This window comes from Saccharopolyspora shandongensis (assembly GCF_900106995.1).
Classification (GTDB): Bacteria; Actinomycetota; Actinomycetes; order Mycobacteriales; family Pseudonocardiaceae; genus Saccharopolyspora; species Saccharopolyspora shandongensis.
The window spans coordinates 89,209-115,663 of the sequence record NZ_FNOK01000012.1; the positions used below are offsets into that span (position 1 = coordinate 89,209).

25 protein-coding genes and 1 pseudogene are annotated in these 26,455 nt (G+C 70.1%); 18 read left to right on the top strand and 8 right to left on the bottom strand.

Annotation, left to right across the window (positions count from 1 at the left end; all coding sequences use genetic code 11):
* Nucleotide 1: 1 nt before the first annotated feature.
* From BLW84_RS15260 to BLW84_RS15275, 4 genes are all read left to right on the top strand, one after another.
* Nucleotides 2-925: a SurA N-terminal domain-containing protein gene (locus tag BLW84_RS15260; RefSeq protein ID WP_093265903.1), complete on the top strand. Its 924-nt coding sequence runs from the start codon at nt 2-4 to the stop codon at nt 923-925.
* Between the two features lie 105 nt (nt 926-1,030).
* Nucleotides 1,031-2,047 carry a nucleoside triphosphate pyrophosphohydrolase gene (locus BLW84_RS15265; RefSeq protein ID WP_093265905.1) on the top strand — a complete coding sequence of 339 codons (1,017 nt, stop codon included), beginning with the start codon at nt 1,031-1,033 and terminating at the stop codon, nt 2,045-2,047.
* 120 nt (nt 2,048-2,167) lie between these two features.
* Nucleotides 2,168-2,953: a lytic transglycosylase domain-containing protein gene (locus tag BLW84_RS15270; RefSeq protein WP_177226485.1), complete on the top strand. Its 786-nt coding sequence runs from the start codon at nt 2,168-2,170 to the stop codon at nt 2,951-2,953.
* A gap of 158 nt (nt 2,954-3,111) precedes the next feature.
* The gene (locus BLW84_RS15275; protein WP_245761157.1) at nt 3,112-3,930 is read left to right on the top strand and encodes a lytic transglycosylase domain-containing protein; all 819 of its coding nucleotides are present in this window, start codon (nt 3,112-3,114) and stop codon (nt 3,928-3,930) included.
* A 28-nt stretch (nt 3,931-3,958) separates the two neighbouring features.
* Here BLW84_RS15275 and BLW84_RS15280 read toward each other — a convergent pair whose 3' ends face one another.
* Nucleotides 3,959-4,336 (bottom strand): tetratricopeptide repeat protein, encoded by a 378-nt coding sequence (locus BLW84_RS15280; RefSeq protein ID WP_093265907.1) that lies wholly within the window; start codon nt 4,334-4,336, stop codon nt 3,959-3,961.
* A 272-nt stretch (nt 4,337-4,608) separates the two neighbouring features.
* Between BLW84_RS15280 and eno the strand changes: the two genes are divergently transcribed.
* From eno to BLW84_RS15295, 3 genes are read left to right on the top strand one after another with little or no spacing between them, the layout of a single operon-like run.
* Nucleotides 4,609-5,895 carry a phosphopyruvate hydratase gene (gene eno / locus BLW84_RS15285; protein ID WP_093265908.1) on the top strand — a complete coding sequence of 429 codons (1,287 nt, stop codon included), beginning with the start codon at nt 4,609-4,611 and terminating at the stop codon, nt 5,893-5,895.
* A 3-nt stretch (nt 5,896-5,898) separates the two neighbouring features.
* A complete protein-coding gene (locus tag BLW84_RS15290) occupies nt 5,899-6,432 on the top strand; it encodes an FtsB family cell division protein (protein ID WP_093265910.1) in 534 nt (177 codons plus the stop codon).
* 2 nt (nt 6,433-6,434) lie between these two features.
* Complete coding sequence (locus BLW84_RS15295) at nt 6,435-6,935, top strand: DUF501 domain-containing protein (RefSeq protein ID WP_093265911.1); 501 nt, start codon at nt 6,435-6,437, stop codon at nt 6,933-6,935.
* A 368-nt stretch (nt 6,936-7,303) separates the two neighbouring features.
* On the opposite strand, the pseudogene BLW84_RS15300 reads toward BLW84_RS15295, so the two are convergent.
* Nucleotides 7,304-8,917, bottom strand: a pseudogene (locus BLW84_RS15300) (acyl-CoA dehydrogenase family protein).
* A 199-nt stretch (nt 8,918-9,116) separates the two neighbouring features.
* Here BLW84_RS15300 and BLW84_RS15305 point away from each other — a divergent pair.
* From BLW84_RS15305 to BLW84_RS15335, 7 genes are all read left to right on the top strand, one after another.
* A complete protein-coding gene (locus tag BLW84_RS15305) occupies nt 9,117-10,781 on the top strand; it encodes a lytic murein transglycosylase (RefSeq protein WP_093266069.1) in 1,665 nt (554 codons plus the stop codon).
* A 391-nt stretch (nt 10,782-11,172) separates the two neighbouring features.
* The gene (locus BLW84_RS15310; RefSeq protein ID WP_093265913.1) at nt 11,173-12,126 is read left to right on the top strand and encodes a Ppx/GppA phosphatase family protein; all 954 of its coding nucleotides are present in this window, start codon (nt 11,173-11,175) and stop codon (nt 12,124-12,126) included.
* A gap of 205 nt (nt 12,127-12,331) precedes the next feature.
* Nucleotides 12,332-13,963, top strand: a complete 1,632-nt coding sequence (locus BLW84_RS15315; RefSeq protein WP_177226486.1) for a peptide ABC transporter substrate-binding protein — start codon at nt 12,332-12,334, stop codon at nt 13,961-13,963.
* A gap of 73 nt (nt 13,964-14,036) precedes the next feature.
* On the top strand, nt 14,037-14,963 hold the full coding sequence (locus tag BLW84_RS15320; protein ID WP_093265916.1) for an ABC transporter permease: 927 nt from the start codon (nt 14,037-14,039) through the stop codon (nt 14,961-14,963).
* Complete coding sequence (locus tag BLW84_RS15325) at nt 14,956-15,936, top strand: ABC transporter permease (RefSeq protein WP_093265918.1); 981 nt, start codon at nt 14,956-14,958, stop codon at nt 15,934-15,936. Before BLW84_RS15320 ends, BLW84_RS15325 begins: the two co-directional genes overlap by 8 nt.
* Nucleotides 15,937-15,947: 11 nt before the next feature.
* Nucleotides 15,948-16,958: an ABC transporter ATP-binding protein gene (locus BLW84_RS15330; RefSeq protein ID WP_425441717.1), complete on the top strand. Its 1,011-nt coding sequence runs from the start codon at nt 15,948-15,950 to the stop codon at nt 16,956-16,958.
* Nucleotides 16,951-17,952 carry an ABC transporter ATP-binding protein gene (locus tag BLW84_RS15335; protein WP_093265921.1) on the top strand — a complete coding sequence of 334 codons (1,002 nt, stop codon included), beginning with the start codon at nt 16,951-16,953 and terminating at the stop codon, nt 17,950-17,952. The genes BLW84_RS15330 and BLW84_RS15335 overlap by 8 nt, the downstream gene beginning before the upstream one ends.
* Before the next feature lie 70 nt (nt 17,953-18,022).
* Here the strand turns inward: BLW84_RS15335 and BLW84_RS15340 are convergent, their stop codons facing one another.
* Nucleotides 18,023-18,595, bottom strand: coding sequence for a TetR/AcrR family transcriptional regulator (locus BLW84_RS15340; RefSeq protein WP_093265922.1), 573 nt, complete (start codon nt 18,593-18,595; stop codon nt 18,023-18,025).
* 101 nt (nt 18,596-18,696) lie between these two features.
* Here BLW84_RS15340 and BLW84_RS15345 point away from each other — a divergent pair, with 101 nt between their 5' ends.
* Nucleotides 18,697-19,587, top strand: coding sequence for an NmrA/HSCARG family protein (locus tag BLW84_RS15345; RefSeq protein ID WP_093265924.1), 891 nt, complete (start codon nt 18,697-18,699; stop codon nt 19,585-19,587).
* A gap of 60 nt (nt 19,588-19,647) precedes the next feature.
* Here BLW84_RS15345 and BLW84_RS15350 read toward each other — a convergent pair whose 3' ends face one another.
* From BLW84_RS15350 to BLW84_RS15360, 3 genes are read right to left on the bottom strand one after another with little or no spacing between them, the layout of a single operon-like run.
* The gene (locus BLW84_RS15350) at nt 19,648-19,887 is read right to left on the bottom strand and encodes a helix-turn-helix transcriptional regulator (RefSeq protein ID WP_093266070.1); all 240 of its coding nucleotides are present in this window, start codon (nt 19,885-19,887) and stop codon (nt 19,648-19,650) included.
* A gap of 16 nt (nt 19,888-19,903) precedes the next feature.
* Entirely contained in the window at nt 19,904-20,740 is an 837-nt protein-coding gene (locus BLW84_RS15355) for an ABC transporter permease (RefSeq protein WP_093265926.1), read from the bottom strand.
* On the bottom strand, nt 20,737-21,663 hold the full coding sequence (locus BLW84_RS15360; RefSeq protein ID WP_245761168.1) for an ABC transporter ATP-binding protein: 927 nt from the start codon (nt 21,661-21,663) through the stop codon (nt 20,737-20,739). Before BLW84_RS15360 ends, BLW84_RS15355 begins: the two co-directional genes overlap by 4 nt.
* A 656-nt stretch (nt 21,664-22,319) precedes the next feature.
* Between BLW84_RS15360 and BLW84_RS15365 the strand changes: the two genes are divergently transcribed.
* Complete coding sequence (locus BLW84_RS15365; protein ID WP_143060955.1) at nt 22,320-22,820, top strand: hypothetical protein; 501 nt, start codon at nt 22,320-22,322, stop codon at nt 22,818-22,820.
* Nucleotides 22,821-22,878: 58 nt separating this feature from the next.
* Here the strand turns inward: BLW84_RS15365 and BLW84_RS15370 are convergent, their stop codons facing one another.
* Nucleotides 22,879-23,505, bottom strand: coding sequence for a TetR/AcrR family transcriptional regulator (locus BLW84_RS15370; RefSeq protein WP_245761158.1), 627 nt, complete (start codon nt 23,503-23,505; stop codon nt 22,879-22,881).
* A 23-nt stretch (nt 23,506-23,528) separates the two neighbouring features.
* Here BLW84_RS15370 and BLW84_RS15375 point away from each other — a divergent pair, with 23 nt between their 5' ends.
* Both BLW84_RS15375 and BLW84_RS15380 read left to right on the top strand, forming a co-directional pair.
* Nucleotides 23,529-24,041, top strand: a complete 513-nt coding sequence (locus BLW84_RS15375) for an HXXEE domain-containing protein (protein WP_218157325.1) — start codon at nt 23,529-23,531, stop codon at nt 24,039-24,041.
* A gap of 141 nt (nt 24,042-24,182) precedes the next feature.
* Complete coding sequence (locus BLW84_RS15380; protein ID WP_093265933.1) at nt 24,183-24,881, top strand: hypothetical protein; 699 nt, start codon at nt 24,183-24,185, stop codon at nt 24,879-24,881.
* A 41-nt stretch (nt 24,882-24,922) separates the two neighbouring features.
* Here the strand turns inward: BLW84_RS15380 and BLW84_RS15385 are convergent, their stop codons facing one another.
* Nucleotides 24,923-26,395 carry a S10 family peptidase gene (locus BLW84_RS15385; RefSeq protein WP_093265935.1) on the bottom strand — a complete coding sequence of 491 codons (1,473 nt, stop codon included), beginning with the start codon at nt 26,393-26,395 and terminating at the stop codon, nt 24,923-24,925.
* Nucleotides 26,396-26,455 lie beyond the last annotated feature (60 nt).

Sequence of the window (26,455 nt, forward strand, 5' to 3'; positions counted from 1 at the left end):
CATGCCGCGCCACGGGCGCCTTCTCGCATCGATCGCCGCCGCCGGCCTGCTGCTCGCCGGTTGCGGCTCTGGCCCCAGCCAGGTCGGCGCTGCCGCCATCGTCGGCGAAACCCGAATCCCGGTCTCCGACGTCCAGTCCTGGTTCGGCGAGGTGCTCGCGAAGGAGCCGGACCTCAAACCGCAGCTGCAGCAGCAGGGCCAGCTCGACGAGCTCGGCAGGCAGCTGGCCGCGCAGCTCGTCCGGCAGGAACTGGTCGACCAGGCGGCCCGCGACGAGCGGCTGACCGTCACCGATCAGCAGATCGCCGACGTGATCAACCGGATGGGCGGCCCGCAGGCGGCGACCGCGGGCAAGATCTACACCCCGCAGAACCTCCGCGACGTGGTCCGGACCCAGCTGCTGACGACGGAACTCGGCCGCAAGTACTTCGACCGGCTGGAGATCACCTTCGACTACGCCCAGGCGACCACGCGCGGCGAGGCGGAGGAGAAGGCGCGCCGCATGGCCCAGGGCCCGGCGGAGACCGCCGCGGTCGTCAACGAGGCGGCGAAGGCGGGCGTCCCGGCCGCGCTCGACCAGAAGTTGCGCGCCGCCGACAGCCCGCAGCTCGCGGCCTCGACGCCGCTGTTCGGCGCGCAGCCCGGCACGGTGCTGGCCTTCGAACCGGAGCAGAGCTCCGGCCAGTGGCTGATCGCGCGGATCAAGGAGCGCCGCACCGATGCACAGCCGATGCCGGCCGCGGGCGGTGCGGATGACCAGACGCTGCAAGGCGTCGGCGCGTACCTGCTCGGCATCACCGCGGACCGCGTCGGCGTGGAGCTCAGCCCGCGCTACGGCACGTGGGACCAGGTGGGCCTGACGGCCGTTCCGAGCGAGGGCGAAACCACCGGATTCCGCCTCACCGGCCGACCCGCGGCCGGCTGACCTCGGGGGTCCGCAGTTTCAATTGAAACTGCGGGTCCTGGTCATGGTGACCAACGCCTCTGCACCTGCGCCCACGGCACGGGTTGCGGCTGGGACAATCGCAGCATGAGGGAGGTCCGAGTGGCGGAAGGTTCTGCGGTCGTCCTGGTCGACGACCGGCTTGGCGAAGTCCTGCCGGCCGCGGCGTTGCCGCTGCTGCGCAGCGCGGCCGCCGTCTACGCCGAACCAGGTCTCGCGCCCGCTACGCGTGCGGCGCTCGACGCTCCCGCCCCGCCTCCGGTGGCGGACCTGCTGGCGCAGGCCGCCCGGGAACCGGTCGTGCTGATCGCCGGCGAGCTCGGCTCCGCCGAGGCCGACGGCTTGCGCGCCGCTGGTGCTCGGGTGATCGGCGCCCCGGCCCCGGCCGGGATCGAGCTGCTGGACGCGGTGACGGTGATGGACCGCCTGCGCTCGCCCGGCGGCTGCCCGTGGGACGCCGAGCAGGACCACGACACGCTGCGCAAATACCTCGTCGAGGAGACCTACGAGCTGCTCGACGCGATCGACCTCCGCGACCGGGAGGCGCTGCGCGAGGAGCTGGGCGACGTGCTGCTGCAGGTCCTGTTCCACGCGCGGGTGGCGACCGAGGACGCGGCCGATCCGTTCGACATCGACGCCGTTGCCGCGGGGCTGGTCAGCAAGCTCGTGTCGCGGCACCCGCACGTCTTCGCCGGCGACCCGGAGCTGCTGGACGCCGAGTCGCAGCACGCCCGCTGGGAAGAGCTGAAGCAGCGGGAGAAGCAGCGCGAATCCATTGTGGACGGCGTGGCGCTGGGGCAGCCCGCGGTGGCCCTGGCCGCGAAGCTGGTGCAGCGCGCGGACCGCGCCGGGATCCCGGCGGACGCGATGCCGCGCGGCGAAGCGCCCGGCGAGGCGCTGTTCGGCATCGCCGCGCAGGCGAAGCTGGCCGGTCGCGACCCGGAGGACGAGCTGCGCGCGGTCGCGCTCGCCTTCGCCGAGCGCATCCGCGCGGCCGAGCGGCGGGCCCGCGAGTCCGGCCGGGAGCCGGCGGAGCTCTCGGCGGCCGATTGGCGGCGGCTCATGTCCGATTTGCCGGACCCCGCGGGTGTGCGTTCGGAGTAGTGACGCACACTGATCGCGGGGCATCGGCTGACGAAACGGCGGCTCGCGGCGATATCTCTCGATGGGTGCGCCTTGCTGGATCGGCGTCCCGTGCATCTGGGTGCGTAGAGGAGGTTGCTCTTGCCGCGTCGGTTGTGGCTGCTGCTGGCCCCCGTGATCACGTTGCTGGCGTCTTGCGCGCCACAGGTCCCGACGTCGTCGTCGCGGAGCAGCGGCGAGTTCACGCTGCCGTCGGCGGTCGCGCCGCCCGACCCGGGTGTCGATCCGCCGGCGGTGCGGCTGCTCGCGCCGGGCGGGCCGCCGCTGCCGGTGAGCGCCCGGCCGCAGGGACAGCTGGCCGGCTGGGCCGAGTCGATGTCCGACGAGCTCAACATCCCGCGCGCCGCGCTCCAGGCCTACGGCTACGCGCAGCAGCTCATCGGGGAGAACTCGCCGAACTGCGGCCTGAGCTGGTCGGTGCTCGCCGGGATCGGAGCCGTGGAATCCAGCCACGGCCGCTACGGCGGGGCGCGGCTGGACGAGACCGGGCGGCCGAGCATCCCGGTCATCGGGCTGCCGCTGGACGGCAGCACCGGGGTCAAGCGCATCCCGGACACCGACGGCGGCCGGTTCGACGGTGACCAGGTGTGGGATCGCGCGGTCGGGCCGCTGCAGTTCATCCCGAGCACCTGGCGCGACTGGGCGTACGACGCGGACGGCGACGGGGTCGCGGATCCGCAGGACATCGACGACGCGGCCGTGGCGGCCGGCAACTACCTGTGCAGCGTGGGTGGCGACCTGCGCGATCCGGATCGGTTCTGGAAGGCGCTGCTGACTTACAACGAGAGCCGTAGCTACGGCCAGGAAGTGCTGGATTACGCCGACTACTACGGCAAGGCGAGCCACCGGATCCCGCTCGAGGGCTGACCCCGCCCGACGCTTTCACCCGACACCGCCCACTCCGGTGCGGCCCGCGAGGAGGTCCGCCGCGCTCCGGGGCAGGGGCGATTTCGCGCGAAATCGCCGCGTAGAACGACTGATCGGACGCTGGAGGTCTGGGGCTACTAGCAAGTAGCCTGAGCGGCGTGATCAAGACCACCTCGCCGCTGTCGGCCGCCTCCGGGCGGCTCGCGGTTGCCGTTGGGCTGCTGGCCGCGATGGTCGGCGGGGTCGGGCTGATCAGCGCGTTCGCCGAGCCGCAGGCCGCCCCGGTGGCCGCGCCGCCGCCCGAGCAGCAGGAGGTCGAGCCGGCGCAGGTGACGCCCGGCTCGATCGCGCCCCCGATCGAAGAACCCCTCCCGCAGCCCGGCCCCGACCTCGACCCGGCGCGCGCCGACCCGGTGCGGGACTGGGCCGACGAGGTGTCGGCGGTGGTGGACATCCCGGCCCGCGCGATCGTCTCCTACGTCAACGCCGACCTGGCGATGCGCCGGTACCAGCCCGGCTGCCGGATCTCCTGGGCGACCCTCGCGGGCATCGGGCGCATCGAATCCAACCACGGCCGCTTCGCCGGCCGGCAGCTGCGCGAGGACGGCCGCCCGTCGAGCCCGATCATCGGGGTGCCGCTCGACGGCGGGCCGGGCATCCGGCTGATCCCGGACACCGACGGCGGGGCGTTCGACGGCGACACCGTGCACGACCGCGCGGTCGGCCCGATGCAGTTCATCCCGTCCACGTGGCGGAGGTGGGCGACCGACGGCAACGGCGACGGCCTCGGCGATCCGCAGAACCTCGACGACGCCGCGATGGCCGCAGCGCGCTACCTGTGCGCGGGCGGCCGGGACATGACCACCGGCTCGGGCTGGTGGGCCGGGGTCTTCTCGTACAACAACTCGGTGGAGTACGGCCAGAAGGTGTTCGCGCTGGCGGAGTCCTACGCCGAAGCGGGCAACCGCCGCCGCTGATCACCCGGCGACGGCAGGGCGGTGCGGGTCAGATGCCGCGGGTGGCGATGTGGGCGTTGATCTCGCCCAACGCTTCCTGGTAGGCGGGCACCGGGTGCATCGTCGCGGCCAGCCTGATCTGGGCGCGCGCCTCGTTCAGGCGGCCCTGGCGCTGCAGCGTTCGGCCCAGCACCAGGCGCGCGTAGTGGTCCGACGGATCGAACTCCAGCACGCGCAGGAACGCCCGCTCTGCGCGGCGCAGCTGGGCGGAGAAGTAGTAAGCCCGTCCGAGCAGCAGCTGCACGCTCGGCTTGTCGGCGGCGACATCGAGCACGGGTTCTAGGACGTGGAGGGCTTCCAATGGACGGCGTTGCGCGAGCAGTTCCTCTGCTCGGCGGAACGCTTCGACGGTGCCTTCGGTCGTCATGGCGGGGACAACGTTACGTGTCGATCGGCTGTTCCGAGACGTCCGTCCGGATGGTCTTCCGGTGTCTTCGATGCGAACGCGAGCCGAACGCCGGCTTGCCGATCGGGGGGCGAAATGTCCGGCCGGCGACGAAGCGAGCGAGCCTGCGGCGGCGGTTCTACCGGCCCGGTTAGGCTCGTAGTCGGTCGTCGGGCGTTCGGCCGATTCGCTGCGTGCGGGAACGCCGGGGCGGCCCGCTTCGTCCATAGTTCAAAGGCTGGTTAGGAGCACACGTGGCGATCATCGAGCAGGTAGGCGCCCGCGAGATCCTGGACTCCCGCGGGAATCCCACCGTCGAGGTCGAAGTGGCATTGGAGGACGGCACGCTGACCCGCGCTGCGGTCCCCTCGGGTGCCTCGACCGGCGAGCACGAGGCCGTCGAGCTGCGCGACGGCGACGCCGGCCGCTACGGCGGCAAGGGCGTTGAGAACGCAGTCGCGGCGGTGCTGGACGAGATCGGCCCGGAGCTGGCCGGGCTGGACGCCACCGAGCAGCGCGTCGTCGACCAGAAGCTGGTCGACCTGGACGGCACGCCGGACAAGTCCCGGCTGGGCGCCAACGCGATCCTCGGCGTCTCGCTGGCGGTGGCCAAGGCCGCCGCGGAGACCTCCGGGCTGGAGCTGTTCCGCTACGTCGGCGGCCCGAACGCGCACGTGCTGCCGGTGCCGATGATGAACATCCTCAACGGTGGTGCGCACGCCGACACCGGCGTCGACGTCCAGGAGTTCATGATCGCGCCGATCGGCGCGGACACCTTCTCCGAGGCGCTGCGCTGGGGCGCCGAGACCTACCACGCGCTGAAGTCGGTGCTGAAGGCCAAGGGCCTGGCCACCGGCCTGGGCGACGAGGGCGGCTTCGCCCCGGACCTGCCGAACAACCGCGAGGCGCTGGACCTGATCGCCTCGGCGGTGGAGAAGGCCGGTTACAAGCTGGGCCGCGACATCGTGCTGGCCCTGGACGTCGCCGCGACCGAGTTCTTCGCCGAGGGCACCTACAACTTCGAGGGCTCCAAGCGCACCGCCGAGCAGATGGCGGCGTACTACCAGGAACTGCTCGGCGCCTACCCGCTGGTGTCCATCGAGGACCCGCTGGCCGAGGACGACTGGGACGGCTGGGTGAGCCTGACCGAGCAGGTCGGCGACCAGGTGCAGCTGGTCGGCGACGACCTGTTCGTCACCAACCCGGAGCGCCTGGAAGACGGCATCAGCCGGGGCGCGGCGAACGCGCTGCTGGTCAAGGTCAACCAGATCGGCACGCTGTCGGAGACCCTGGACGCGGTCAACCTGGCGACCTCGTGCGGCTACAAGAGCATGATGAGCCACCGCTCCGGCGAGACCGAGGACACCACCATCGCCGACCTGGCGGTGGCCACCGGCTGCGGCCAGATCAAGACCGGTGCCCCGGCCCGCAGCGAGCGCGTCGCCAAGTACAACCAGCTGCTGCGCATCGAGGAAGCCCTCGGTGACGCGGCCCGCTACGCGGGCGAGCTGGCCTTCCCGCGGTTCACCCCGGAGAGCTGAGCCATGCCGGTCGGGCGCGCATCCGATCCACAGCGGCGAAACCGCCGGGGGGACTCCCCGGCGGAGCGTCGCGGTGAGCGCGCCCGCCGGGACGGGACCAAGACCTCGGGCCGGCGACCGGGGCGGCCGACGCCGACCCGGTCCCGCCCGAAGTCCAGCACCGGGGGAGCGTTCAAGCTCTCCTCGACCAGGCGGGCCGCCGGCCTGGCGATGCTGGTCTGCGTGATGGCGCTGAGCGTGTCGGTGCCGCTGCGCACCTACCTGAGCCAGCGCGCCGAGCTGGCGGCGCAGGAACAGCAGCAGATCGAGCTGTCCCGGCAGGTCCAGGAGCTGGAGCAGCGCAAGGAGGAGCTCTCCGACCCGGCGCAGCTGGAAGCGGAAGCGCGGGCCCGGCTGGGCTACGTCCGACCGGGCGAGACGCCGTACATCGTGGAGGTGCCGACCGCGCCGACACCGCCGCCCCCGGTCACGTCCGCCGACGACGGCGCGCCGTGGTACGAAGAACTCTGGAATTCGGTGATGGGAAAGGGATCTTGACGGTGAACTCGGGCGTGCCGGCGATCAGCGATGCGGATCGGGAGTGCATCCGGCGGCAGCTCGGTCGGCCGCCGCGCGGGCTGCACGCGATCGCGGCGCGGGACGCGGCCGGAGATCCCACGGTGGTGCAGACCTGGCCCCGGCTGGAGGACGGCACCCCGTTCCCGACGCTGTACTACCTGACCGCGCCGCAGCTGGCGGCGCACGCCTCCACCTTCGAGGCCGAAGGCCTGATGCGGGAGATGGCCGACCGGCTCACCACCGACCCGGACCTGGCCGAGCGCTACCGCCAGGCGCACGAGTCCTACCTCGCGGAGCGCAACGCGCTCGAATCGCTAGGCACCGAGGTCAGCGCGGGCGGCATGCCGGACCGGGTCAAGTGCCTCCACGTGCACATCGCCCACGCCCTGGCGAAGGGCCCCGGGGTGAACCCGTTCGGCGACGAGGCGATCGACCTGATCGCCGAGCGCTGGCCCGAACACCGCTACCTGCTCAACCGCTGACCCGGTTCGGCTCGGCGGGTCGTCGTCCACAGGTGTCGGCGTGCCGACGATCCGCATGCCGGTGATCCGCAAGTTCCATTGAGGTTTTTCCAGCCTCGATTTGCGTGGCGGTGCGGGTGGCGGAACCTCAGAGGCTTCCTGGTCTGTGGGTGCCCTGACTTATGTATGTCCAATACACGGTGTCAGGGCCGTCCTCGCCGGGGGAGCCCCGAAGGGGTGGGCACCGTGAACCCGCGGCGGTGCAGGTGTCGTAGGTGGGTTATGCGCCTGCGGCACCGCATCGACGTGCAGCTTTGCGGCTCGCGGCTGCGGGCTGACCAGGATGAAAAGAACCTCATTGGGACTTGGAGTGCCACGGCATCACCGCATCACCGCATCGGCGCGATCCGGTCGAGGAGGGCGCGGGCGCCCGGGATCGACGTCGCACCGAAGGTGCGCGACGAGGCGCCGAGCCGCGTAGCGGCGAACGCCTCCGCGACGTGCGACGGCGCGTAGCGCAGGAGCAGCGACGCCTGGAGCGTCAGCGACAGGAGCTCCGCGAGGCCGCGCGCCCGTTCGGGCGCCGGCGCGGCGAGCTCGCCGCGGAGCGTGCGCAGCGCAGCGTCGTAGTCGGCGTGGCCGCCGGGGGCGGCGTCGAGCTCCGCGCGGATGGCGTCCAGTGTGGACGGTTGCTTTTCCAGGGCGCGCAGGAGGTCCAGCGCCGTCACGTTGCCCGAGCCTTCCCAGATCGAGCTCAGCGGCGCTTCCCGGTACAGGCGCGGCATGCCGGATTCTTCGACGTAGCCGTTGCCGCCCAGGCATTCCAGCGCTTCCGCCACCACCGCCGGGGCCCGCTTGCAGACGTAGTACTTCGCCGCCGGTAGCGCCAGGCGCAGCAGGTCGTGCTCGCCCTGCTCGACCGCCGCCGCCAGGCGCATCGCCAGCGTCGTCGCCGCTTCCGATTCCAGCGCCAGGTCCGCCACCACGTTCTGCATCAGCGGCAGGTCCGCGAGCCGGTGGCCGAACGCGCTGCGGTGCCGCACGTGGTGGGCCGCCTCCGACAGGGCGATCCGGACGTTCGCCGCCGAGCCGAGCACGCAGTCGAGCCTGGTCATCGACACCATCTCGATGATGCAGCGGACCCCGCGCCCCTCCTCGCCGATCAGGTGGCCCAGCGCGCCCGCGTACTCGATCTCGGCCGATGCGTTGGACTTGTTGCCCAGCTTGTCCTTCAGCCGCTGCAGGCGGATCTCGTTGCGGGTGCCGTCCGGCAGCACCCGCGGCACCAGGAAGCAGCTCAGCCCGCCGGGCGCCCGCGCCAGGGTCAGGAACAGGTCGTTCATCGGCGCCGAGGTGAACCACTTGTGCCCGACGAGCCGGTAGGTGCCGTCGGCGAGCGGCTCGGCGGTGGTGCTGTTGGCCCGCACGTCCGAGCCGCCCTGCTTCTCCGTCATCGACATGCCCGCCAGCAGCGCCGACTTCTCCTGCGGCGGGCGAAGCCCGAACTCGTAGGCGGAAGCCGTCAGCTTCGGCTCGTACTCGCCGGCCAGCTCCGGCGCGTACCGCAGCGCGGGCACGGCGGAGTACGTCATGGAGATCGGGCAGCCGTGCCCGGCCTCGACCTGCGACCAGAGGTAGAAACCCGCCGCGCGGCGCAGGTGCGCGCCCGGCCCCAGCGACTACGGCGCCGCGTGCAGGCCGTGGTCGATCGCGCGCGACATCAGCCAGTGCCAGGACGGGTGGAAGTCGACCTCGTCGACCCGGTTGCCGTAGCGGTCGTGGGTGCGTAGCACCGGCGGGTGCTCGTTGGCCAGCCGGCCGTGCTCGCGGGCCTCGGCCGAGCCGGCCTCCAGAGCCAGCGCGGTGAGGTCGCCGACGGCGTAGCGGGTGAGCGCCGAACCCAGGGCCGGGTCGCAGGCGAGCGGGTCGAACCCGGCCAGCGGCGGCGGCTGGTTGGCCACGCGGTGGGTGGTGAACGCGGGCTGCTCGTCGATGAGCGTCATGTTCGGAGAGTAGGCGCAAACCCCGTCCGGACAGCACAGATTCGGGTGATCAGTTCCGCTCGCATGGAGCAATGGGGCCGGTTGGCCGGGGCCGCCGCCAGTCGGACGGGTGATGCGCCCGCCCGCCATCCGGCGTGCCTCGAATCGGTGGTGTATCCAGGGATCCGTCTCGGTTTTTCCGGTGATGTTCGGTCTGGGGATGGAGCTAGTGGGGGCTCGCAACAAGCGGCACGGCAAGCATGAGTGGAAGTCGGTGCCGCGACTCGGCGCCGCGGCCCGGCGGAGGGCGCGGAGGTGGGTCGCGCTGACGGCCCTCGCCCCGGTGCTGCTGGTGCCGACCACGTTGATGGGGGCGTCGAGTTCATTCCTGGCCGAGCCGCACCGTCCGGTCCAGGGGGATCCGGACCCGCGCGAACTGGGCGTCGGCGGGAACCTCCCGCAGGCACCGCTGCTCAGCCCCGAGGTGCGGGAGCGGGCGGCCGATCCGCAGCGGCTCGCCGCCGGAGCGGAACAGCAGGTGGAGCTGCCGACCGGGTCGCTGGGCATCCCGGAGCCGATGCTGGCCGCGTACGTCAAGGCCGCGCGCCAAGTGGAGAGCAGCTGCGGCCTGCACTGGTCCGTGCTCGCGTCGATCGGCCGGATCGAGTCGGGTCACGCGCGTTCCGGCAGCGTCGACGTGCTCGGCACGACGGTCCGGGCGGTCCTCGGCCCGCGGCTGTCCGGCGGGCCGGGCATCGCGGCGATCCCGGACACCGACGCGGGTCGCTACGACGGCGACCCGGTGTGGGACCGGGCGGTCGGGCCGATGCAGTTCATCCCGTCGACGTGGAACAGGTTCGCCGTCGACGGCAACGACGACGGCGTCGCCAGCCCGCAAAACATCCACGACGCGAGCCTCGCGGCGGCGCGCTACCTCTGCAGCGGTGGCGGCGACCTGCGCGACCCGCAGAACCTCGCGGCGGCGGTGTTCCGCTACAACCACTCCGACAGCTACGTGCGGACGGTGCTGATCTGGGCGGCGGCGTACGCGAAGGGCGTGACGCCGACGCCGTCGGAGCTGGCACCGGAGGTCGGCGATGTGCTCGACGGCGAGCGCCTGCCGGACGGTCCGGCGGTGCTCGCGATGGGACCGGCCGCCCCGGCGCCCGCGCAGCCACCGGCCCCGGCGTCTGCGCCTCCTACCGCGCCCGCGCCGACCGGCCCGCCGCCGCCCGCGCCGGAATCCCGCCCCGGGGAACCGCCGATCAGCATCACCCCGCCGGAGATCGCGCGGCCGTCCGCCCCGGACCTCGACCCGTCGGCCGCGACCCCGCCGAACTCGACGCAACCGGCCCACCCGCCCATGTCCCAACCGGCACCGCCGCCCGCGACACAGCCCGTCCCGCCCCAGCCCGGCCCGCCGCCGAGCTCGACGCCACCCGGTCCGCCACCGAACTCGACGCAGCCCAGCCCGCCGCCGAGCGGAACTCAACCGGGCCCACCGCCGAATGGGACGCAACCGGGCCCGCCGCCGAGCGGAACTCAACCGGCACCGCCACCCGACTCGGCCCAGCCCGGCCCGCAGCCTCCTGCCGACCCGGCCACTCCGCCCGGCACCCCGCAAGACCCGCCGCCTCCGGCGGAGCGGCCCGCGGCTCCGCCGCCGGAACCGACGAGCCCGCCCTCGCCGACGCCGGACGAGGCGCCGAAGGCCTGCGATCCGGCAGGCCTCGCCAACGGCGGGTTCGCCACGTCGCCGGGCGCGGTCCCCGGCGCGAGCGATCCGCACAGTGCGGTGCCGGGCCAGACCGTCTACGTCGATCAGGGAACGGCGGGTCAGCTCGAACCCTGCATCGTCCCGGACGGCTTCGCCCCGCCGCAGTAGCGCTCCGCGGACCTGGGACTTGTGAGTCCTTCGGACGAGATCGAGGCAGCTCGAGAGCTCCTTCGAGCAGCGGCACATCCTCGCGGACCGGTGTGGAGTGAACGGACCGTTCGTCTCGGTAGGTGAGGTGAACGGACCGTTCGCTTCATCCAATCCGATGCCGGTGGCCGCTGCTGGTGTGGAGTGAACGGCCCGTTCGTTCCGGTAGGCGAGGTGAACAGGCCGTTCACTTGTCCCCCCGACGGCACGAGCCGCCCCGCGCCACCACCTCGAACAGGCTCCGTGGCGCCCGGATCACTCGTGGCCGCTGTCTGTCGGGGCCGTGCTCCGTGGCCGGTAGCGTTAGCAGTGGGTGCGCGGTGGGCGACCCCGGTGAGCGAGGAGGACGCTGATGTCACGGGTGGCGGCTATCGACTGCGGGACCAATTCGATCCGCCTGCTGGTGGCCGATGTGACGGTGCACGACGACGGTCGGCGCGACCTGCGCGACATCTACCGCGCGATGAAGATCGTCCGGCTCGGGCAGGGCGTGGACGCCACCGGGCGGCTCGCCGACGAGGCGCTGGAGCGCACCCGGGCGGCGCTGGTCGACTACGCCGCGATCGCCGTGCGCAAGGGCGTCGAGCGGATCCGCATGGTCGCCACCTCGGCCACCCGGGACGCGTCCAACCGCGAGGATTTCTTCGCCATGGTGCGGGAAACGCTCGGCGTCGACGCCGAGGTGATCACCGGCGACGAGGAGGCGCGGCTGTCGTTCACCGGCGCGGTCGGCGACCTCGACCCGGAGGACGGGCCGTTCGTGGTGACCGACATCGGCGGCGGCTCCACCGAGCTGGTCGTGGGCACCTGGGACGGCGTGCGCGCGGACATCACCGCGGCGCATTCCGCGGACGTCGGCTGCGTGCGGCTGACCGAGCGCTGCCTGCGCAGCGATCCGCCCACCGACGAGGAGGTGCGGGAGGCCGAGAAGGTGACCCGGCAGATTCTCGACGACGCGTTCGCCGCCGTGGACTGCTCGGGAGCGCGCACCTGGGTCGGCGTGGCCGGCACGGTCACCACTTTGTCCGCAATCGCGCAGCGACTGCCCGAATACGATCCGGTGGCAATTCATCTTTCCCATGTTTCCCAGAAAAGAGTCGAACAAATCACCGAGGAGCTGCTCGGGATGTCGCACGACGAGCGCGCCGCGATCGGTGCCATGCACCCAGGTCGCGTGGACGTGATCGGCGGAGGTGCGCTGGTCGTGAAGGTGTTGGCGGAGGAATTGGCGGAACGCGCCGGCATTTCCGCCATGACTGTCAGTGAGCATGACATTCTCGACGGTATAGCCCTGTCTATCAGCTAGTTCTCAGGATGTGGACGCCTGATTCCACCTTTTGGGTGAAGATTCATCTGCACCGATTCAGAAAGTGACGGCTTTGTGACAGGGCATTGCCGTGAACGGGTTCTCACTTATGTTTACGCTCGTCTGACGCGGCGGTGAATGATCCGCCGCGCGTGATGACCCCGGAAATCACTGCTGGGGCACGCGTGGAAGCGGGAGGACCTACATGCGAAAGGGACGTTTGGCCGCAATGGTCGCGGCCCCGCTGGCGGTGGCGTTGCTCGCCACCGGCTGCGGTGGCGGCGGCAGCGGCTCCGGAGAGGACGGCATCATCACCCTCGACTGGGGTGAGCCGGAGAATCCTCTGGTCCCGGCGAACACCACCGAGGAAAACGGTGGCTTCATCGTCAACGCCCTGTTCACCGGCCTGGTCGACTACCGGGCCAGTGATCTGAAGGTGGAGAACGCGGTCGCGGACTCGATCGAGTCCACCGACCACCAGAACTACACGATCAAGCTGAAGCCGGGCTGGACGTTCCACGACGGGACCCCGGTCAAGGCCAAGAACTTCGTGGACGCCTGGAACTACAACGCATACGGTCCGAACGGTCTCCAGGGCGCCAGCTTCTTCGAGCAGATCGACGGCTACGACCAGATGCAGTCCAAGGACCCGGACGGCGAGGACGGGCCAGCGCAGGCCCCGGAGCCGGCGGCCAAGGAGTTGTCCGGTCTCAAGGTCGTCGACGACAACACCTTCACCGTCAAGCTGAAGGCGCCGTTCACGATCTTCCCGGTTGTGCTGGGCTACTCCGCCTACATGCCGCTGCCGGACTCGTTCTTCAAGGACCCGAAGGCCTTCGAGGAGCACCCGATCGGCAACGGGCCGTTCAAGTTCGAGTCCCGCGTCCCGAACCAGGAGCTGAACGTCGTCGCGTACGAGAACTACGCGGGCACCAACAAGCCGACGATCAAGGGCGCCAAGTTCAAGGTCTACGAGCAGCTCGACAGCGCCTACCAGGACCTGACCGCGGGCAACCTGGACTTCCTGCGGGCGGTCCCGGTCTCCGCGCTGATCGGTGACAAGTGGAAGCAGGACCTCGGCGAGCGCGCCCGCCAGAAGCCGGGTCTGCTGACCCAGACGCTGGGCTTCCCGCTCTACGACCCGAAGTTCAAGAACCCCTTGCTGCGCAAGGCGATCTCGATGTCCATCGACCGCAAGACGATCACCCAGCAGGTGTTCGCCGGTGGTCGTGACCCGGCGGATGGCTTCGCCACCGCGGCGGTCGACGGTTACCGCCCGAACCAGTGCGGCGAGGCCTGCGAGTTCAACCCGGAGAAGGCCAAGCAGTACCTGCAGCAGGCGGGTGGCTTCCAGGGCGTGCTGACCGTCGAGACCAACGGCGACGGCGGCCACAACGAGTGGGTGCAGGCGGTGGCCGCGAGCATCAAGCAGAACCTCGGCATCGAGACGCAGTTCGTCCCGACCCCGACGTTCGGCGAGTTCCGGCAGAAGGCCAACGGGTACAAGTTCACCGGCCTGTTCCGGACCGGTTGGAAGGCCGACTACCCGAACATCGAGACCTTCCTGACCCAGCTGTACCGCACGGACGCTTCGTCGAACGACTACAAGTACAAGAACCCGGCGTTCGACGCGGCACTCGACAGGGCGAACGCGGCGCCCACGGTCGAGGCGGCCACCGCTGCCTACGCCGACGCGGAGAAGCTGCTGGCCGACGACCTGCCGCTGATCCCGCTGTGGACGCAGCCGGTGCAGTACGGCTTCTCGGAGCGGATCGCTGAAGGTGAGGTCAAGGCTTACCGTGAGCTTGACCTGACCACGGTGCGCCTGAAGCAGTAAGAACCGAGCCGGAGCCCGGCCCGCCGTGATCCGGCGGGCCGGGCCCTGCATTGGCTGTGATTAGGAGGCCCGAATGGGTCGCTACTTGTTGCGGCGGCTGCTGCAACTGATCCCGGTCTTCATCGGGACGACTCTGATCATCTACTTGCTCGTCTGGGCGATCCCGGGTGACCCGTTCGCGGGAAAGTGCGGCGACCGAGGCTGTCCGCCCGCCTACATCGCCGAGATGCACGAGAAGTACAACCTGGACGATCCGTTGATCGTTCAATATTTCAAGTACCTCGGGAAGCTTCTAACGGGTGATTTCGGGGAGACCTACGCGGGCGTCCAGATCAGCACGCTGATCCAGAACGCCTACCCGACCACCATCAAGCTCGCCGTCGTCGCGCTGGTCATCGAGGGCGTCATCGGCCTGGCGGCCGGCATCCTGACCGGCCTGCGCGGCCGCGGCTTCCTGGACAACCTGGTCCTGGTGTCCACCCTGTTCCTGATCTCGCTGCCGGTGTTCGTCACCGGTTTCGTGCTGCAGATCACCCTGGGCAGCGAACTCGGCATCATCAAGCCAACGGTCAGCGCGAACCCCTCGATCGGGGAGCTGATCGTGCCCGGCTTCGTGCTCGGCTCGCTGTCCATGGCCTACGTGGCGCGGCTGACCAGGACCGCCATGATGGAGAACCGCCACGCGGACTTCGTCCGGACCGCGGTCGCCAAGGGGCTGGAACCCAAGCGCGTGGTCGGCGTGCACCTGCTGCGGAACTCGTTGATCCCGGTGATCACCTTCCTGGGCACGGACCTCGGCACGCTGATGGGTGGCGCGATCGTCACCGAGGGCGTGTTCAACATCCGCGGCATCGGTGGTCTGGTCTTCAAGTCGATCCTGACCAAGGAAGGCGCCACGGTGACCGGGATCGTCACCCTGCTGGTGCTGGTTTACCTGCTGATGAACCTGCTCGTGGACATCCTCTACGCGGTTCTCGACCCGAGGATCCGATATGACTGACCCAAGTTCTGGCACCTCCGGGCTGGTGAGCGCGGCGGCCGCGTCCGCGGCGGGCGAAACGGACGCCGAGATCATGGCGAAGGCCCCGCGGAACAAGAACGAGAAGCCCCGCGGCCTCTGGGGCGACGCGTGGCTGGACCTGCGGCGCCGCCCGCTGTTCATCGCGGCGTCGCTGATCATCCTGGTGCTGCTGTTCATCGCGGCGTTCCCGGGCGTGTTCACTTCGGTAGACCCGTCGTGGACGAACCTCTCCAAGTCCAGGCAGCCGCCTTCCGCCGAGGCCTGGTTCGGCTACGACAACCTCGGACGGGACATCTTCGCCCGCGCGATCTACGGCACGCGCGCGTCAATCGCAGTGGGCGTGCTGGCGACGCTGCTGACCGTGCTGTTCGGCGGTGCCGTCGGCATCATCGCCGGCTACTTCGGCGGCTGGGTGGACAACCTGCTGTCCCGGTTCTCCGAGATCTTCCTGGGCCTGCCGTTCGTGCTGGGCGCGATCGTCATCCTGACCACCTTCAACGCCGAGGTGGCCATTCCCAGCGCGACGCGGATCGTCGCCCAGGTGGTGCTGACGATCGCGGTGCTGTCCTGGCCGATCTCGATGCGCATCATGCGTTCGGCGGCGATCTCGGCGAAGCAGCAGGACTACGTGAAGGCGGCACGGGCGCTCGGCGCCAGCGCGCCGCGGATCATCCTGCGGCACATGCTGCCGAACTGCCTCGCGCCGGTGCTGGTGTACTCGACGATCGCGCTGGGCGGCTTCATCGGTGCGGAGGCGACGCTGTCGTTCCTGGGCATCGGGTTGCGCGACCCGGTCGTGTCGTGGGGCGTGATGATCGCCGAGTCGCGCTTCTACATCCAGGCGGCGCCGCACCTGCTGTTCTTCCCGGCCGGGTTCCTGGTGATCACGGTGCTGGCGTTCGTGATGCTCGGTGACGCCGTGCGCGACGCGCTCGACCCGAAGCAGAAGTAGGAGAAACCGCTTTGTCTACTGTGGACAACAAGGCCCCGGCGGAGCGGCTGCTGGAGGTCGAGGACCTGCACGTGGAGTTCCGCACCCGGGACGGCGTCGCCAAGGTCCTCAACGGCGTCAGCTACCACGTCGACGCCGGTGAAACCCTCGCGGTGCTGGGCGAATCCGGCTCGGGCAAGAGCGTCACCGCGCAGACCATCATGGGCATCCTGGACATCCCGCCGGGCGCGATCACCGGCGGCTCGATCAAGTACCAGGGCGAGGACCTGCTCGCCGCGTCGGACCGCCGCCGGCGGGAGCTGCGCGGCGAGTCGATGGCGATGATCTTCCAGGACGCGCTGTCCGCGCTGAACCCGGTCTACACCGTCGGGTTCCAGATCGCCGAGCAGCTGCGGACCCGCCGCGGCATGTCCCGCAAGGACGGCATGGCGAGGGCCGTCGAGCTGCTGGACCAGGTGAAGATCCCGAACGCGAAGCAGCGCGTGAAGGAGTACCCGCACCAGTTCTCCGGCGGCATGCGGCAGCGCGCGATGATCGCGATGTCGCTGGCGCTGGACCCGGAACTGGTCATCGCCGACGAGCCGACCACGGCGCTGGACGTCACGGTGCAGGCCCAGATCATGGACCTGCTCGACGAGCTGCGCCGGGACCGCGGCATGGGCCTCATCCTGATCACCCACGACCTGGGTGTGGTCGCTGAGGTTGCGGACCGGATCGTGGTGATGTACGCGGGCCGGATCGTGGAGAGCGCGGACGCCTACTCGCTCTACAAGCAGCCGGGCCACCCGTACACCGAGGGCCTGATGCGGTCGATCCCGCGCCTGGACCTCAAGGGGCAGGAGCTGGAGACCATCAAGGGTCTGCCGCCGAACCTGCTCGCGGTGCCCCCGGGCTGCCCGTTCCACCCGCGCTGCGCGCGCGCCGAGGCACGCTGCAGCCAGGAGGTTCCGACCTACCACCAGCTGGGCCTGGGGCGGGTCAGTGCCTGCCACTTCGCCGAGGAGTTGATTACCCGTGGCTGAGCCGATCCTCCAGGTGCGGGACCTGGTCAAGCACTTCCCGGTGACCCAGGGCGTGCTGTTCAAGCGCACGGTCGGCCACGTGCGTGCCGTCGACGGCGTGTCGTTCGACCTCAACCGCGGCGAGACCCTCGGCGTGGTGGGCGAGTCCGGCTGCGGCAAGTCGACCCTGGCGCAGGTGCTGATGCGGCTGGAGAAGCCGACCAGCGGCAGCGCGCTGTTCGAGGGTCGCGACATGTTCAAGATGCGCGGCGCCGAGCTGCGCAAGCTGCGGCGCGATCTGCAGATCGTGCTGCAGGACCCGTACACCTCGCTGAACCCGCGGCGCACCGTCGGCGACATCATCGGGGAGCCGTTCGAGATCCACCCCGAGGTGGCGCCGAAGGGCGACCGGCGGCGGAAGGTGCAGGAACTGCTGGAGGTGGTCGGGCTCAACCCGGAGCACATCCAGCGCTACCCGCACCAGTTCTCCGGCGGCCAGCGGCAGCGCATCGGCATCGCGCGGGCGCTGGCGCTGCGGCCGAAGGTGATCGTCTGCGACGAGCCGGTGTCGGCGCTGGACGTGTCGATCCAGGCGCAGGTGATGAACCTGCTCGGCGACCTGCAGCAGGAGTTCGGGCTGTCGTACGTGTTCATCGCCCACGACCTCGGCGTGGTCCGCCACCTGTCGGACCGCGTGGCGGTGATGTACCTGGGCAAGATCGTGGAGATCGGTTCCGACGAGCAGATCTACGAGCGCCCGCAGCACCCGTACACGCAGGCGCTGCTGTCGTCGGTGCCGGTGCCGGACCCGACGCTGCGCGGCAAGCGCGAGGTGATCCGCCTGACCGGCGACGTGCCGAGCCCGGCGAACCCGCCCTCGGGCTGCCGCTTCCGCACCCGCTGCTGGAAGGCGCAGGACATCTGCGCGGAGAAGGTGCCGGAGCTGGAGGTCCGCCTGGGCAGCCACCCGTCGGCCTGCCACTTCGCGGAGGAACGCCCCCACGTGGTGTCCTGACGGGCGATTTTCGAGGCGGAGGGCGCCTTCGAGCCGCTGGCTCGGAGGCGCCTTTCGCTTGCCCGAACGCCTAATCGGCCGGGCGGAGGCCTGCGTAGAGGACTGCTAGTTCGCTGGCCGGGCGTTGTTCCGCGACCGCCCGGCGGTACATGCTCAGGCCTCCCACGATCAGCGATCGCAGCTCCGCCGTCGTGACGTCCGCGCGGACCGCGCTCGCCTGTTGCGCACGTTTCAGCAGGGTGCCGATGGCGTCGTTGAAGTCGGTTTCCAGGCAGGCCGTTTTCGGTTGCTGCCCGGTCGATTCCAGCGCGTCGCAGATGTCCTTGTTCAGCGCGGCGTGCTCGATGACGCGCTGGAAGTAGTCGAAGAACGCGCGGCCGGGATCGTCGGCCTCCGCCTGGTCGCGGGCTTCGTCGACCATCGCCCGGATCCGCTCCGCCACGACCGCCTCGAAAAGCGCTTCCTTGGTGGGGAAGTGGCGGTAGACGGTGCCGGGGCCGACGCCGGCGCGGCGGGCGATGTCGTCCAGCGGGACGGCCAGTCCTTCGGCGGCGAACAGCTCCTGGGCCGCGGCGAGGACCCGCTCGCGGTTGCGCTGGGCGTCCGCGCGCAGCCGCTTTCCGGGGGCCTTCTCGGTCGTCACGGGTCGAGCCTACCGCTTTCGTGGACAACCGGGGCGTTCGTTCCGTATCGTGCAAAAGCGGGGCGCACGTTCCGGTTGCGTCCATCGATGCGGAGGCCGAAGTGTCCACACCAGAAGGAGTCGTGCTCGTCGTCGGAGCCACCGGGCAGCAGGGCGGCGCCACGGCCGCCGAGCTGCTCGCCCGAGGCCGGCGGGTTCGAGCGCTCACCCGCAACACCACCGGCGCCGTCGCGCGGCGGCTGGCCGAGGCCGGCGCGGAACTCGTCCAGGGCGACATGGGAGACCGGGCGGCGCTCGACGCCGCGATGCAGGGCGTGCAGGGCGTTTTCAGCGTCCAGCCGACCTTCATCACGCCCGAGCTGTCCCCGGACGTCAGCCACGAGGAAGAACGCCGCTGGGGCAAGAACGTCGCGGACGCCGCGAAAGGCGCCGGCGTGCAGCACCTCGTCTACGCCTCGGCGGTCAACGCGTATCGGCGCACCGGCGTCGTCACGCTGGAGAACAAGAGGGAGATCGAGGAGTACATACGCGCGCTGGGAATTCCGGCCACGATGCTGCGGCCGGTGTCGTTCATGGAGAACTACGTGGCGATGGTGCCGGGCCAGGCCGCCGCGGGTGACGAGTTGGTGAGCGCGGTCCGCGCCGACGTGTCGCAGCCGCTGATCGCGCTCGACGACATCGGCACGTTCGCCGCGCTGGCCTTCGAGAATCCCGGCGACTACATCGGCCAGGCGGTGGAGATCGCCGGGGATTCGCTTACCCCGCCGGAGATCGCGGACGCGCTGTCCCGCGCGACCGGTCGGCGGTTGCGCCACGTCGAGCTGCCGCTGGAGCCGCTGCGCGAGCAGAACCCCGACCTCTACCGCGCCTACACGGCGATCAACGAGCTCGACATGACGGTGGACATCCCGGCCCTGCGTCGCCGCCACCCGGGTCTGATGACCTTCGAAACCTGGCTGACGACCCGAGGCCGAGCCCTGCTCGGCGCCTGAAGTGGTCGTGAGTGCTGAGTCCGGTAAGAACCGGGCTCAGCACTCACGAGCCGGAGCTGCTCAGGCGGAGCGTTCTCCCGTGCCGATGCGGGGGAAGGGATGGATGGAGAACACCACTTCGACCGGCACCTCGAAGTGCTCCGCGATGCGCAACGCCAGGTGCAGGCTCGGGCTGTACTCGCCGCGCTCCAGGTAGCCGACCGTCTGGTAGTGCACGCCGAGCGCTTCGGAGAGCTGCCGGCGGCTGATCCCGCGTTCGGCCCGCAGCATCGCGATGCGGTTGTAGATCGTCTCGCTCATGTCCTCCTCCGCCACGTCAGCGAATGCGCTGCATGGCCTTCTCGCGGCGCGCGGCCACGCTCGACCCCGACTCGCGCCGCGCCATCCGCCGCAGCACCACCGGGGCCACCACCAGCCCGATCACGGCCCACAGGCCGAGCACCCCGACAGTCTCCAGGTGCCGCCAGGACTCGCCGATCTCGGCCGCTGCCAACGCGTCCGGCAGCAGCGCCGAGCGCATGCCCAGCCCCAGCCAGTACATCGGGAACGCCTGCGCGATCCACTGCAGCCACTCCGGGTACTCGGTGATGGGGTAGAAGATCCCGGAGATCGCGATCAGCCCCATCATCGGCAGCATGATCAAGCCCAGGCTCCGCGGGCTGGAGAACAGCGAGCCGATGATCGCCCCGATCGGCATCGTCGCGACCAGCCCCAGCACCAGCACCCACGCGAGGGTCAGCCAGGTGCCGACGCCGGTGGCGAGGCCGTCGAACATCACCAGGCCGGGCACCAGCAGGATCACCAGGCTGACCAGCGACATGCAGCCGACCAGCGTGATCTTGCCGATCAGGTAGCCGAACATCCCGTCGGGGGTCGCCTTGGCGCGCAGCAGGGTGCCGTCCTCGCGGTCGACGGTCAGCTGCTGGGCGATGGTGATCAGCCCGGAGAACCCGATGCCCATGCCGAGCGCGCCGGGCAGCGTCATCGCGCCCAGCGAGAAACCGGCCACCGTGGACCCGCTCTGGAACGACATCACCACCAGCAGGATCACGGTGGGGAACAGGTAGCCCCACAGGTCCTGCGCGGTGGTCAGGGTCTGGCGGAATTCGATCCAGCCGCGCTGCAGGCCGGCGCGTACCGCGGTCGTCTTCACCGGTTCGCCTCCTCGGTGCCCCCGTTGTTCGCCGCGGAACCGTTGTCCTCCGCGGAAAAGGTCAGCGCGGCGGTCCCGCCTTGCCCGGATTCGTGGGCCCGCACCATCGCCATGTAGGTGTCCTCCAGGGTCGCCCGGCGCACCTCCAGCTCGGTGATCTCGTCGCCGTGCTGGGTGAACAGGTCCCGGACGAACCGGGTGGCGTCGGCGGTCGAGTGCACGAAGCGCTGCCCGTCCCGGGTCCACTTCACCTCGGTCTCGGCGGCCACCTGCCGGGACAGCTCGTCGGCGGAGCCGTCGGCGACGATCCGGCCGCCGGCCAGGATCAGGATGCGGTCGGCCAGCTTCTCGGCCTCGTCCAGATCGTGCGTGGTGAGCAGGATGCCGGTGTTGTCGTCGTCGGCGAGCCGGTGCACGAGGTCGTGGAACTCGCGGCGGGCCTGCGGGTCGAAGCCGACCGTGGGCTCGTCCAGGAACAGCAGCTCCGGGCGCCCGACGATGCCGATCGCCACGTCGAGCCGACGGCGCTGGCCGCCGGAGAGCTGCCCGGCGCGCTTGTCGGCGTGCTGGGTCAGGCCGACAAGCGCGATGAGTTCGTCGACATCCCAGGGGCGGGTGATCTGGTCCGTGGAGTACGGCGCGTAGTAGGTCCCCAGGTGCGCGAGCAGTTCCCGGACCCGCCACTTGCTGTGGTCGCGCCAGGACTGCAGCACGACCCCGAGCCGGGCCCGCCAGCGCTCGCCGCCGTGCGCCGGGTCGGCGCCGAGGACCTGGATGTCGCCGCTGGAGCGCATCCGGAAGCCCTCCAGGATCTCGATCGTCGTGGTCTTGCCCGCCCCGTTCGGCCCCAGCAGCGCGACCACTTCGCCGCGGCGAGCGGTGAAGTCGACGCCCTTGAGGACATCGGTCGTGCCGTAGCGCATCCGCAGGTCGCGGACGTCGAGCACGGTGTCCTCGTCCGGTAACCGCACCGGCGGCGGTGGTGCCTCCGATTCATTCGCGACTGTCATAACCCCAGTGCCTCTCATAGTAGTCATCCCACGGCATGTAGCACACATACTACATGCCGATGGATCATCGCTTCGGCGGTAGCGGAGCGCCGGGGCGGATTGGACGAATCGGGAAGGCTGCCATGATTGCCCGGTCGTGCGGTTGTGGCCGTCGGTGAATTCATGTAACGGGGCTCGGGTGAAATTGTTTTCGGATTTTTCTCGAGCTATTCCGGTGCGGTTTCGAGGTTTGTCGGCGATGATCCCGAAAGGCTGATCAAGTCCCGCTCTCCGCGTGTCGTGAAAAAGGGTGCAGTGGGTCTTGATTCTGCTGCTGGATCCTGGCTGAGCTGGGAAAATGCTCGTTACTGTCGTGTTCACCGATTCGTGTCCGCGGTTCCCGAAAGTGGTATCACCGCATGAGGTGAGTGCCCGGATTTCGAGTTGTCGCCCTTTGTGGAGCGGCGGATACGGTATTCGATGCGAGGCTTGCGGGGAGGCATTGGGCTGGAACCGGTTCGCCTCGTCCGAATCGATCGGCGCGAAACTCGTCGCCGCACGTCCCGGTTCTCATGGAAGGAAGTGCCTTGATGCGTACTGCGAAGCGCGTGCTGGCTGTTGCCGCGGTGAGCTTCCCGCTGCTGCTCGGAGCGACGGCCGTGGCGATGGCCGACGGCAACCCCGACGGCTCTCCCACGCAGCAGCAGAACCAGGACGAAGTCCAGGTGAGCAAGCCGACGAACACGAACGCCTCACCCTCGAACGTGATCCAGATCGACGGCCACAAGCAGGTCGCGAACACCGGCTCGAACCAGACCAACAACGCCGACCAGGACCAGGACGGCGACTGGGACGGCAACGCCCAGGCCCAGCTGGTCAAGGACGACGGCTCGCCGACGCAGGTGCAGAACCAGGACGAGATCCAGGTGAGCAAGCCGACGAACACGAACGTCTCGCCCTCGAACGTGATCCAGATCGGCGGCAAGGAGCAGGTCGCGAACACCGGCTCGACGCAGACCAACAACGCGAACCAGACCCAGGCCGGGGACTGGCAGGACAACACCCAGGCCCAGGTGGTCGGCCACCACTGACGCCGACAGCCGAGAAGGCCCCGCTCCCGTTCGGAGCGGGGTCTTCTGTTGGTTCGGTTCAGGGGGAGATCGCCCGGCGGGCGGCGGCGATCAGTGCCTCGGCGGTGCCGCGGTCCAGCGGTTCGCCGGTGATCAGCCAGTGGTAGACCAGCGGCCCGAACAGCAGGTCGCGGATGGTCTCCGCGGCGAGATCCGGGTGCAGCGCACCCTGCTGCCGGGCGCGTTCGATCACCCCGGTGATCGCCGCGTCGCGCGGCTTCAGATAGCGGTCGCGCAGCGGCGCCGCGAGTTGCGGGCGACGGCCGCTTTCGGCGTGCACGCCGAGCACGACGCGGCCGAGTGGTGACTCGGAGAGCTGGATCACGAACGAGATCGCCAGTTCGCAGAGGTCGTCCAAGGCATCGCCGGTGTCCGGCGCATCGAGCGGCTGCACCGCGTCGACGAGCGCGTGGACCGCGAGATCGTCTTTCGTCGGCCACCGCCGGTACACCGTCGGCCGGCCCACTCCGGCTCGTGTCGCGACCGCCTCGATGGTCAGTTCGGCGTAGCCGCGCTCGGCCAGCAACTCGGCCGCCGCGGTCAGGACGGCGCGATCCACCTCGGCCCGTCGCGGCCGCCCTCGACTGCGTCCCGATTCGTCCTTGCGCTCGCCGGCCATGCGCCCATTATATTTACGATACGTCATGTAACGAAAATGAGGAGGCGGCGGTGCGCAAGACGGTGTCCTGGGGACTGTTCCTGGCTTGGCTGGCCAACGACGTCGAGGAGTGGTTCACGATGTCGCCGTGGTCGCAGGCCAACGCGGCGAAGAACGGCGAACCGCTGCCCGGGCCGGCCTGGCTGCGGGAGGGGATATCGCCCGCGCATGCCAGGGTGGCCATCTCGCTGATGGGGCTGATCGTGCTCGTGGCGTCGGCCCGCGGCGCCCAGACCGGCGGCAGGTCGCCGTTCTTCCAATCCGCGCTCGTCGGGTTCGGCGTGCACGGGGTGGGGCATCTGGCGTTGAGCGCCGCGTATCGCGGTTACACCCCGGGCGTCGCCACCGCGCCGACCGTGGTCGTCCCGTACTCGCTGTGGGCCTGGCGCGAACTCGGCCGGGCCGGGGTTCGGCGGAACGATCTCCGCTCCTGGGTGGGCGCCGTGGCGCTGGTGCCCGCCTCGTTGGCCGCAGTGCACGGGGGCGCCCGCGCGATCCTCTGGATGGCGCGCAAGTCCCGGTGATCAGATCGGCTGCGCGGGTTCGGAACATTCGCCGCCATGAACTCCGGAACCAGCGGACGGCGCGGTGCGTCGGAGAAAACGATCAACGTCCGACGAGCGCGGCCTTCTCCAATTGCGCGGCGTGGAAGGAAAGTACCGACGATGACCGAGCTGACCGCGTACGAGCGCACGTGGCTCGCTGTGCTGGAGGAGCTGCGCAGCTGCCCGGAAGTCCAGCGGACCAGGGATCACCAGGGCAAGCTGAACAGCGTCATCGGTGATGCGGACAAGGCCTTCGCCGAGCTGGCCGAATGGGACGGCATCGCGCTCGACCCGGCGCTGAAGAGCAGCTACCTGCGCTTCTCCAGCCTCGCCGCGTGCTGGTGGATCCCCGATCCCGAGTACCCCGACGAATCCGTCATCGCCGGGGAGTTCGACCTCAACCACCTCTACAGCGTGGTGCAAGGCGAACCGCTGACGCAGCGCCTGTACGCCCCGAGTCCCGAGGAGTTCCAGCTGTTCACCGAGCTGCGCAGCTTCGACGGCACCGGCCAGTCCGGCGTCGGGCACCTCTCGATGCTGCGGTTCCAACCCGGCGTGGTGAACCCCGAGGTCTGGTTCGACACAACGGCCCAGGGCCACCACCGGCTGGACCTCGATTACCCCGGGTACCTCGAAGCGCTGCGCATCACGAAGGGAACCTTCGGCTGGCAGTTCCTGTTCGCGGACGTCTCGCTGAGCGACGACGAGTTCGAGGTCACCCGTCAGTTCATGGAGATCATGCTCGACGTCTTCCCGAGGCTCTTCCCCGAGCACGACTACGAGCCGCTCCGAGCGCGGCTGGCCGAGCGCCTCGGCTGAACGACGGCCCCCGCTCCGAGCCGAGCGGGGGCCGCGATTCGCTACGGGCGGGTGTTCACGAACTCCGCGAGGTCGGCCGACTGCTGGATCCGGGACTCCTCGTGGACGTACATCATGTGGCCCGCCGGGTAGTAGCGGACGTCGATGTTCTCCCGCAGCCGTTCCGGGATCGGCACCTGCGCCAGCACGTGCTCGGCGGCGAAGTACGGGGTCGCGCCGTCGGTGTAGCCGCAGCCGACGTGGACCCGCAGGTGCGGGTTGGCCTGGAACGCCGCGCCGAGCTTGTCCACAACGGACACGCTTGCGCCCTCGAACTCCTTGTACGACCAGGGATGCACCCGGCTGGACAGCGTCTCGTACGGCAGATCGCTGGCGTAGTCGAGCTCTTCGCGCAGGTAGTGGTTGATCGCCGCGGAGTAGGCGCCGCGGATGCCGGAGATGCTCGGGTCGTCGGTGAAGTGCTCCCCAGCGGCATCCCGCTCCCAGCCGGTGAACCGGCCGTCCATCCGGCCAACCGTCTCCCGCCGGTCGCGCAGCAGCTCGGTGAAGAACCGGATGTGCTCGATGCGCAGGTTCGCGCGGTCCACGTAGTCCTCGGACAGCCCGGACAGCACCGCGACCCGCCGCACGACGTCCTCGCGCTCGGACGCGCTCAGCCGCGCCCCGCGTGCCAGCGCCCACGGGTAGTCCTCGGCGGCGAACTTCTCCGCCTCGTCCAGCACCTCGCGCAGCGGCCGGTCGCCGTGCTTGCCGTGGTAGTGCGCGATCGCCGCGTACGTCGGCAGGAACAGCGAGTACGGCAGGTCGTTGCCCTCGGTGAACCGGATCGTGCCCATGTCCAGCACCGACGAGATCAGCAGCAGACCGTTCGGGTAGAGGCCGTGCCGCGACTGGAGGTGCTCGGCGAGCGCGGCCGCGCGCAGCGTGCCGTAGGACTCGCCCGCGAGGTACTTCGGCGACATCCAGCGGCCGTTGCGGGTGGTCCACAGCCGGATCACCTCGGCGATGGACTCGATGTCCTTCTGGTAGCCGTGGAAATCGCCGGGCGTGCCGCCCTCGACCGCCCGCGAGTACCCGGTGGACACCGGGTCGATGAACACCAGATCGCTGTGCCGCAGAAGGGTTTCCGGGTTGTCGGCAAGCCCGTACGGCGGCGGCGCGAGGTCGCCGGCGTCACCGGAGACGACTCGCCGCGGGCCGAGGAGCCCGACGTGCAGCCACACGCTGGAGGAGCCCGGACCACCGTTGAACGCGAACGTCACCGGGCGGCTACCGGGTTCGCCGTCGGCCACGTACGAGGTCAGGAAGACCTCGGCCTTCGGCTTGAAACCCTCGAACTTGCCGTCGGCGTGGACCTCCTCGCGCAGCACGATGCGGCCCGTCGTCGCGGTGTAGGCCAGCTCCGCGCCGTCGGCGGTGATGGTGTGATGGGTGCTGACCAGATCGTCGACCGGCTCGGCCGGGGTGGTGGATTCCTGCTTCGCCTCGTCGGCCCTGTCCTCGCTGGCTGCCATGCCGCCCACATTACGTGCCGTCGAACGGGTTTTCTGCCACTTTTGGGAGGTGCCAGAAAC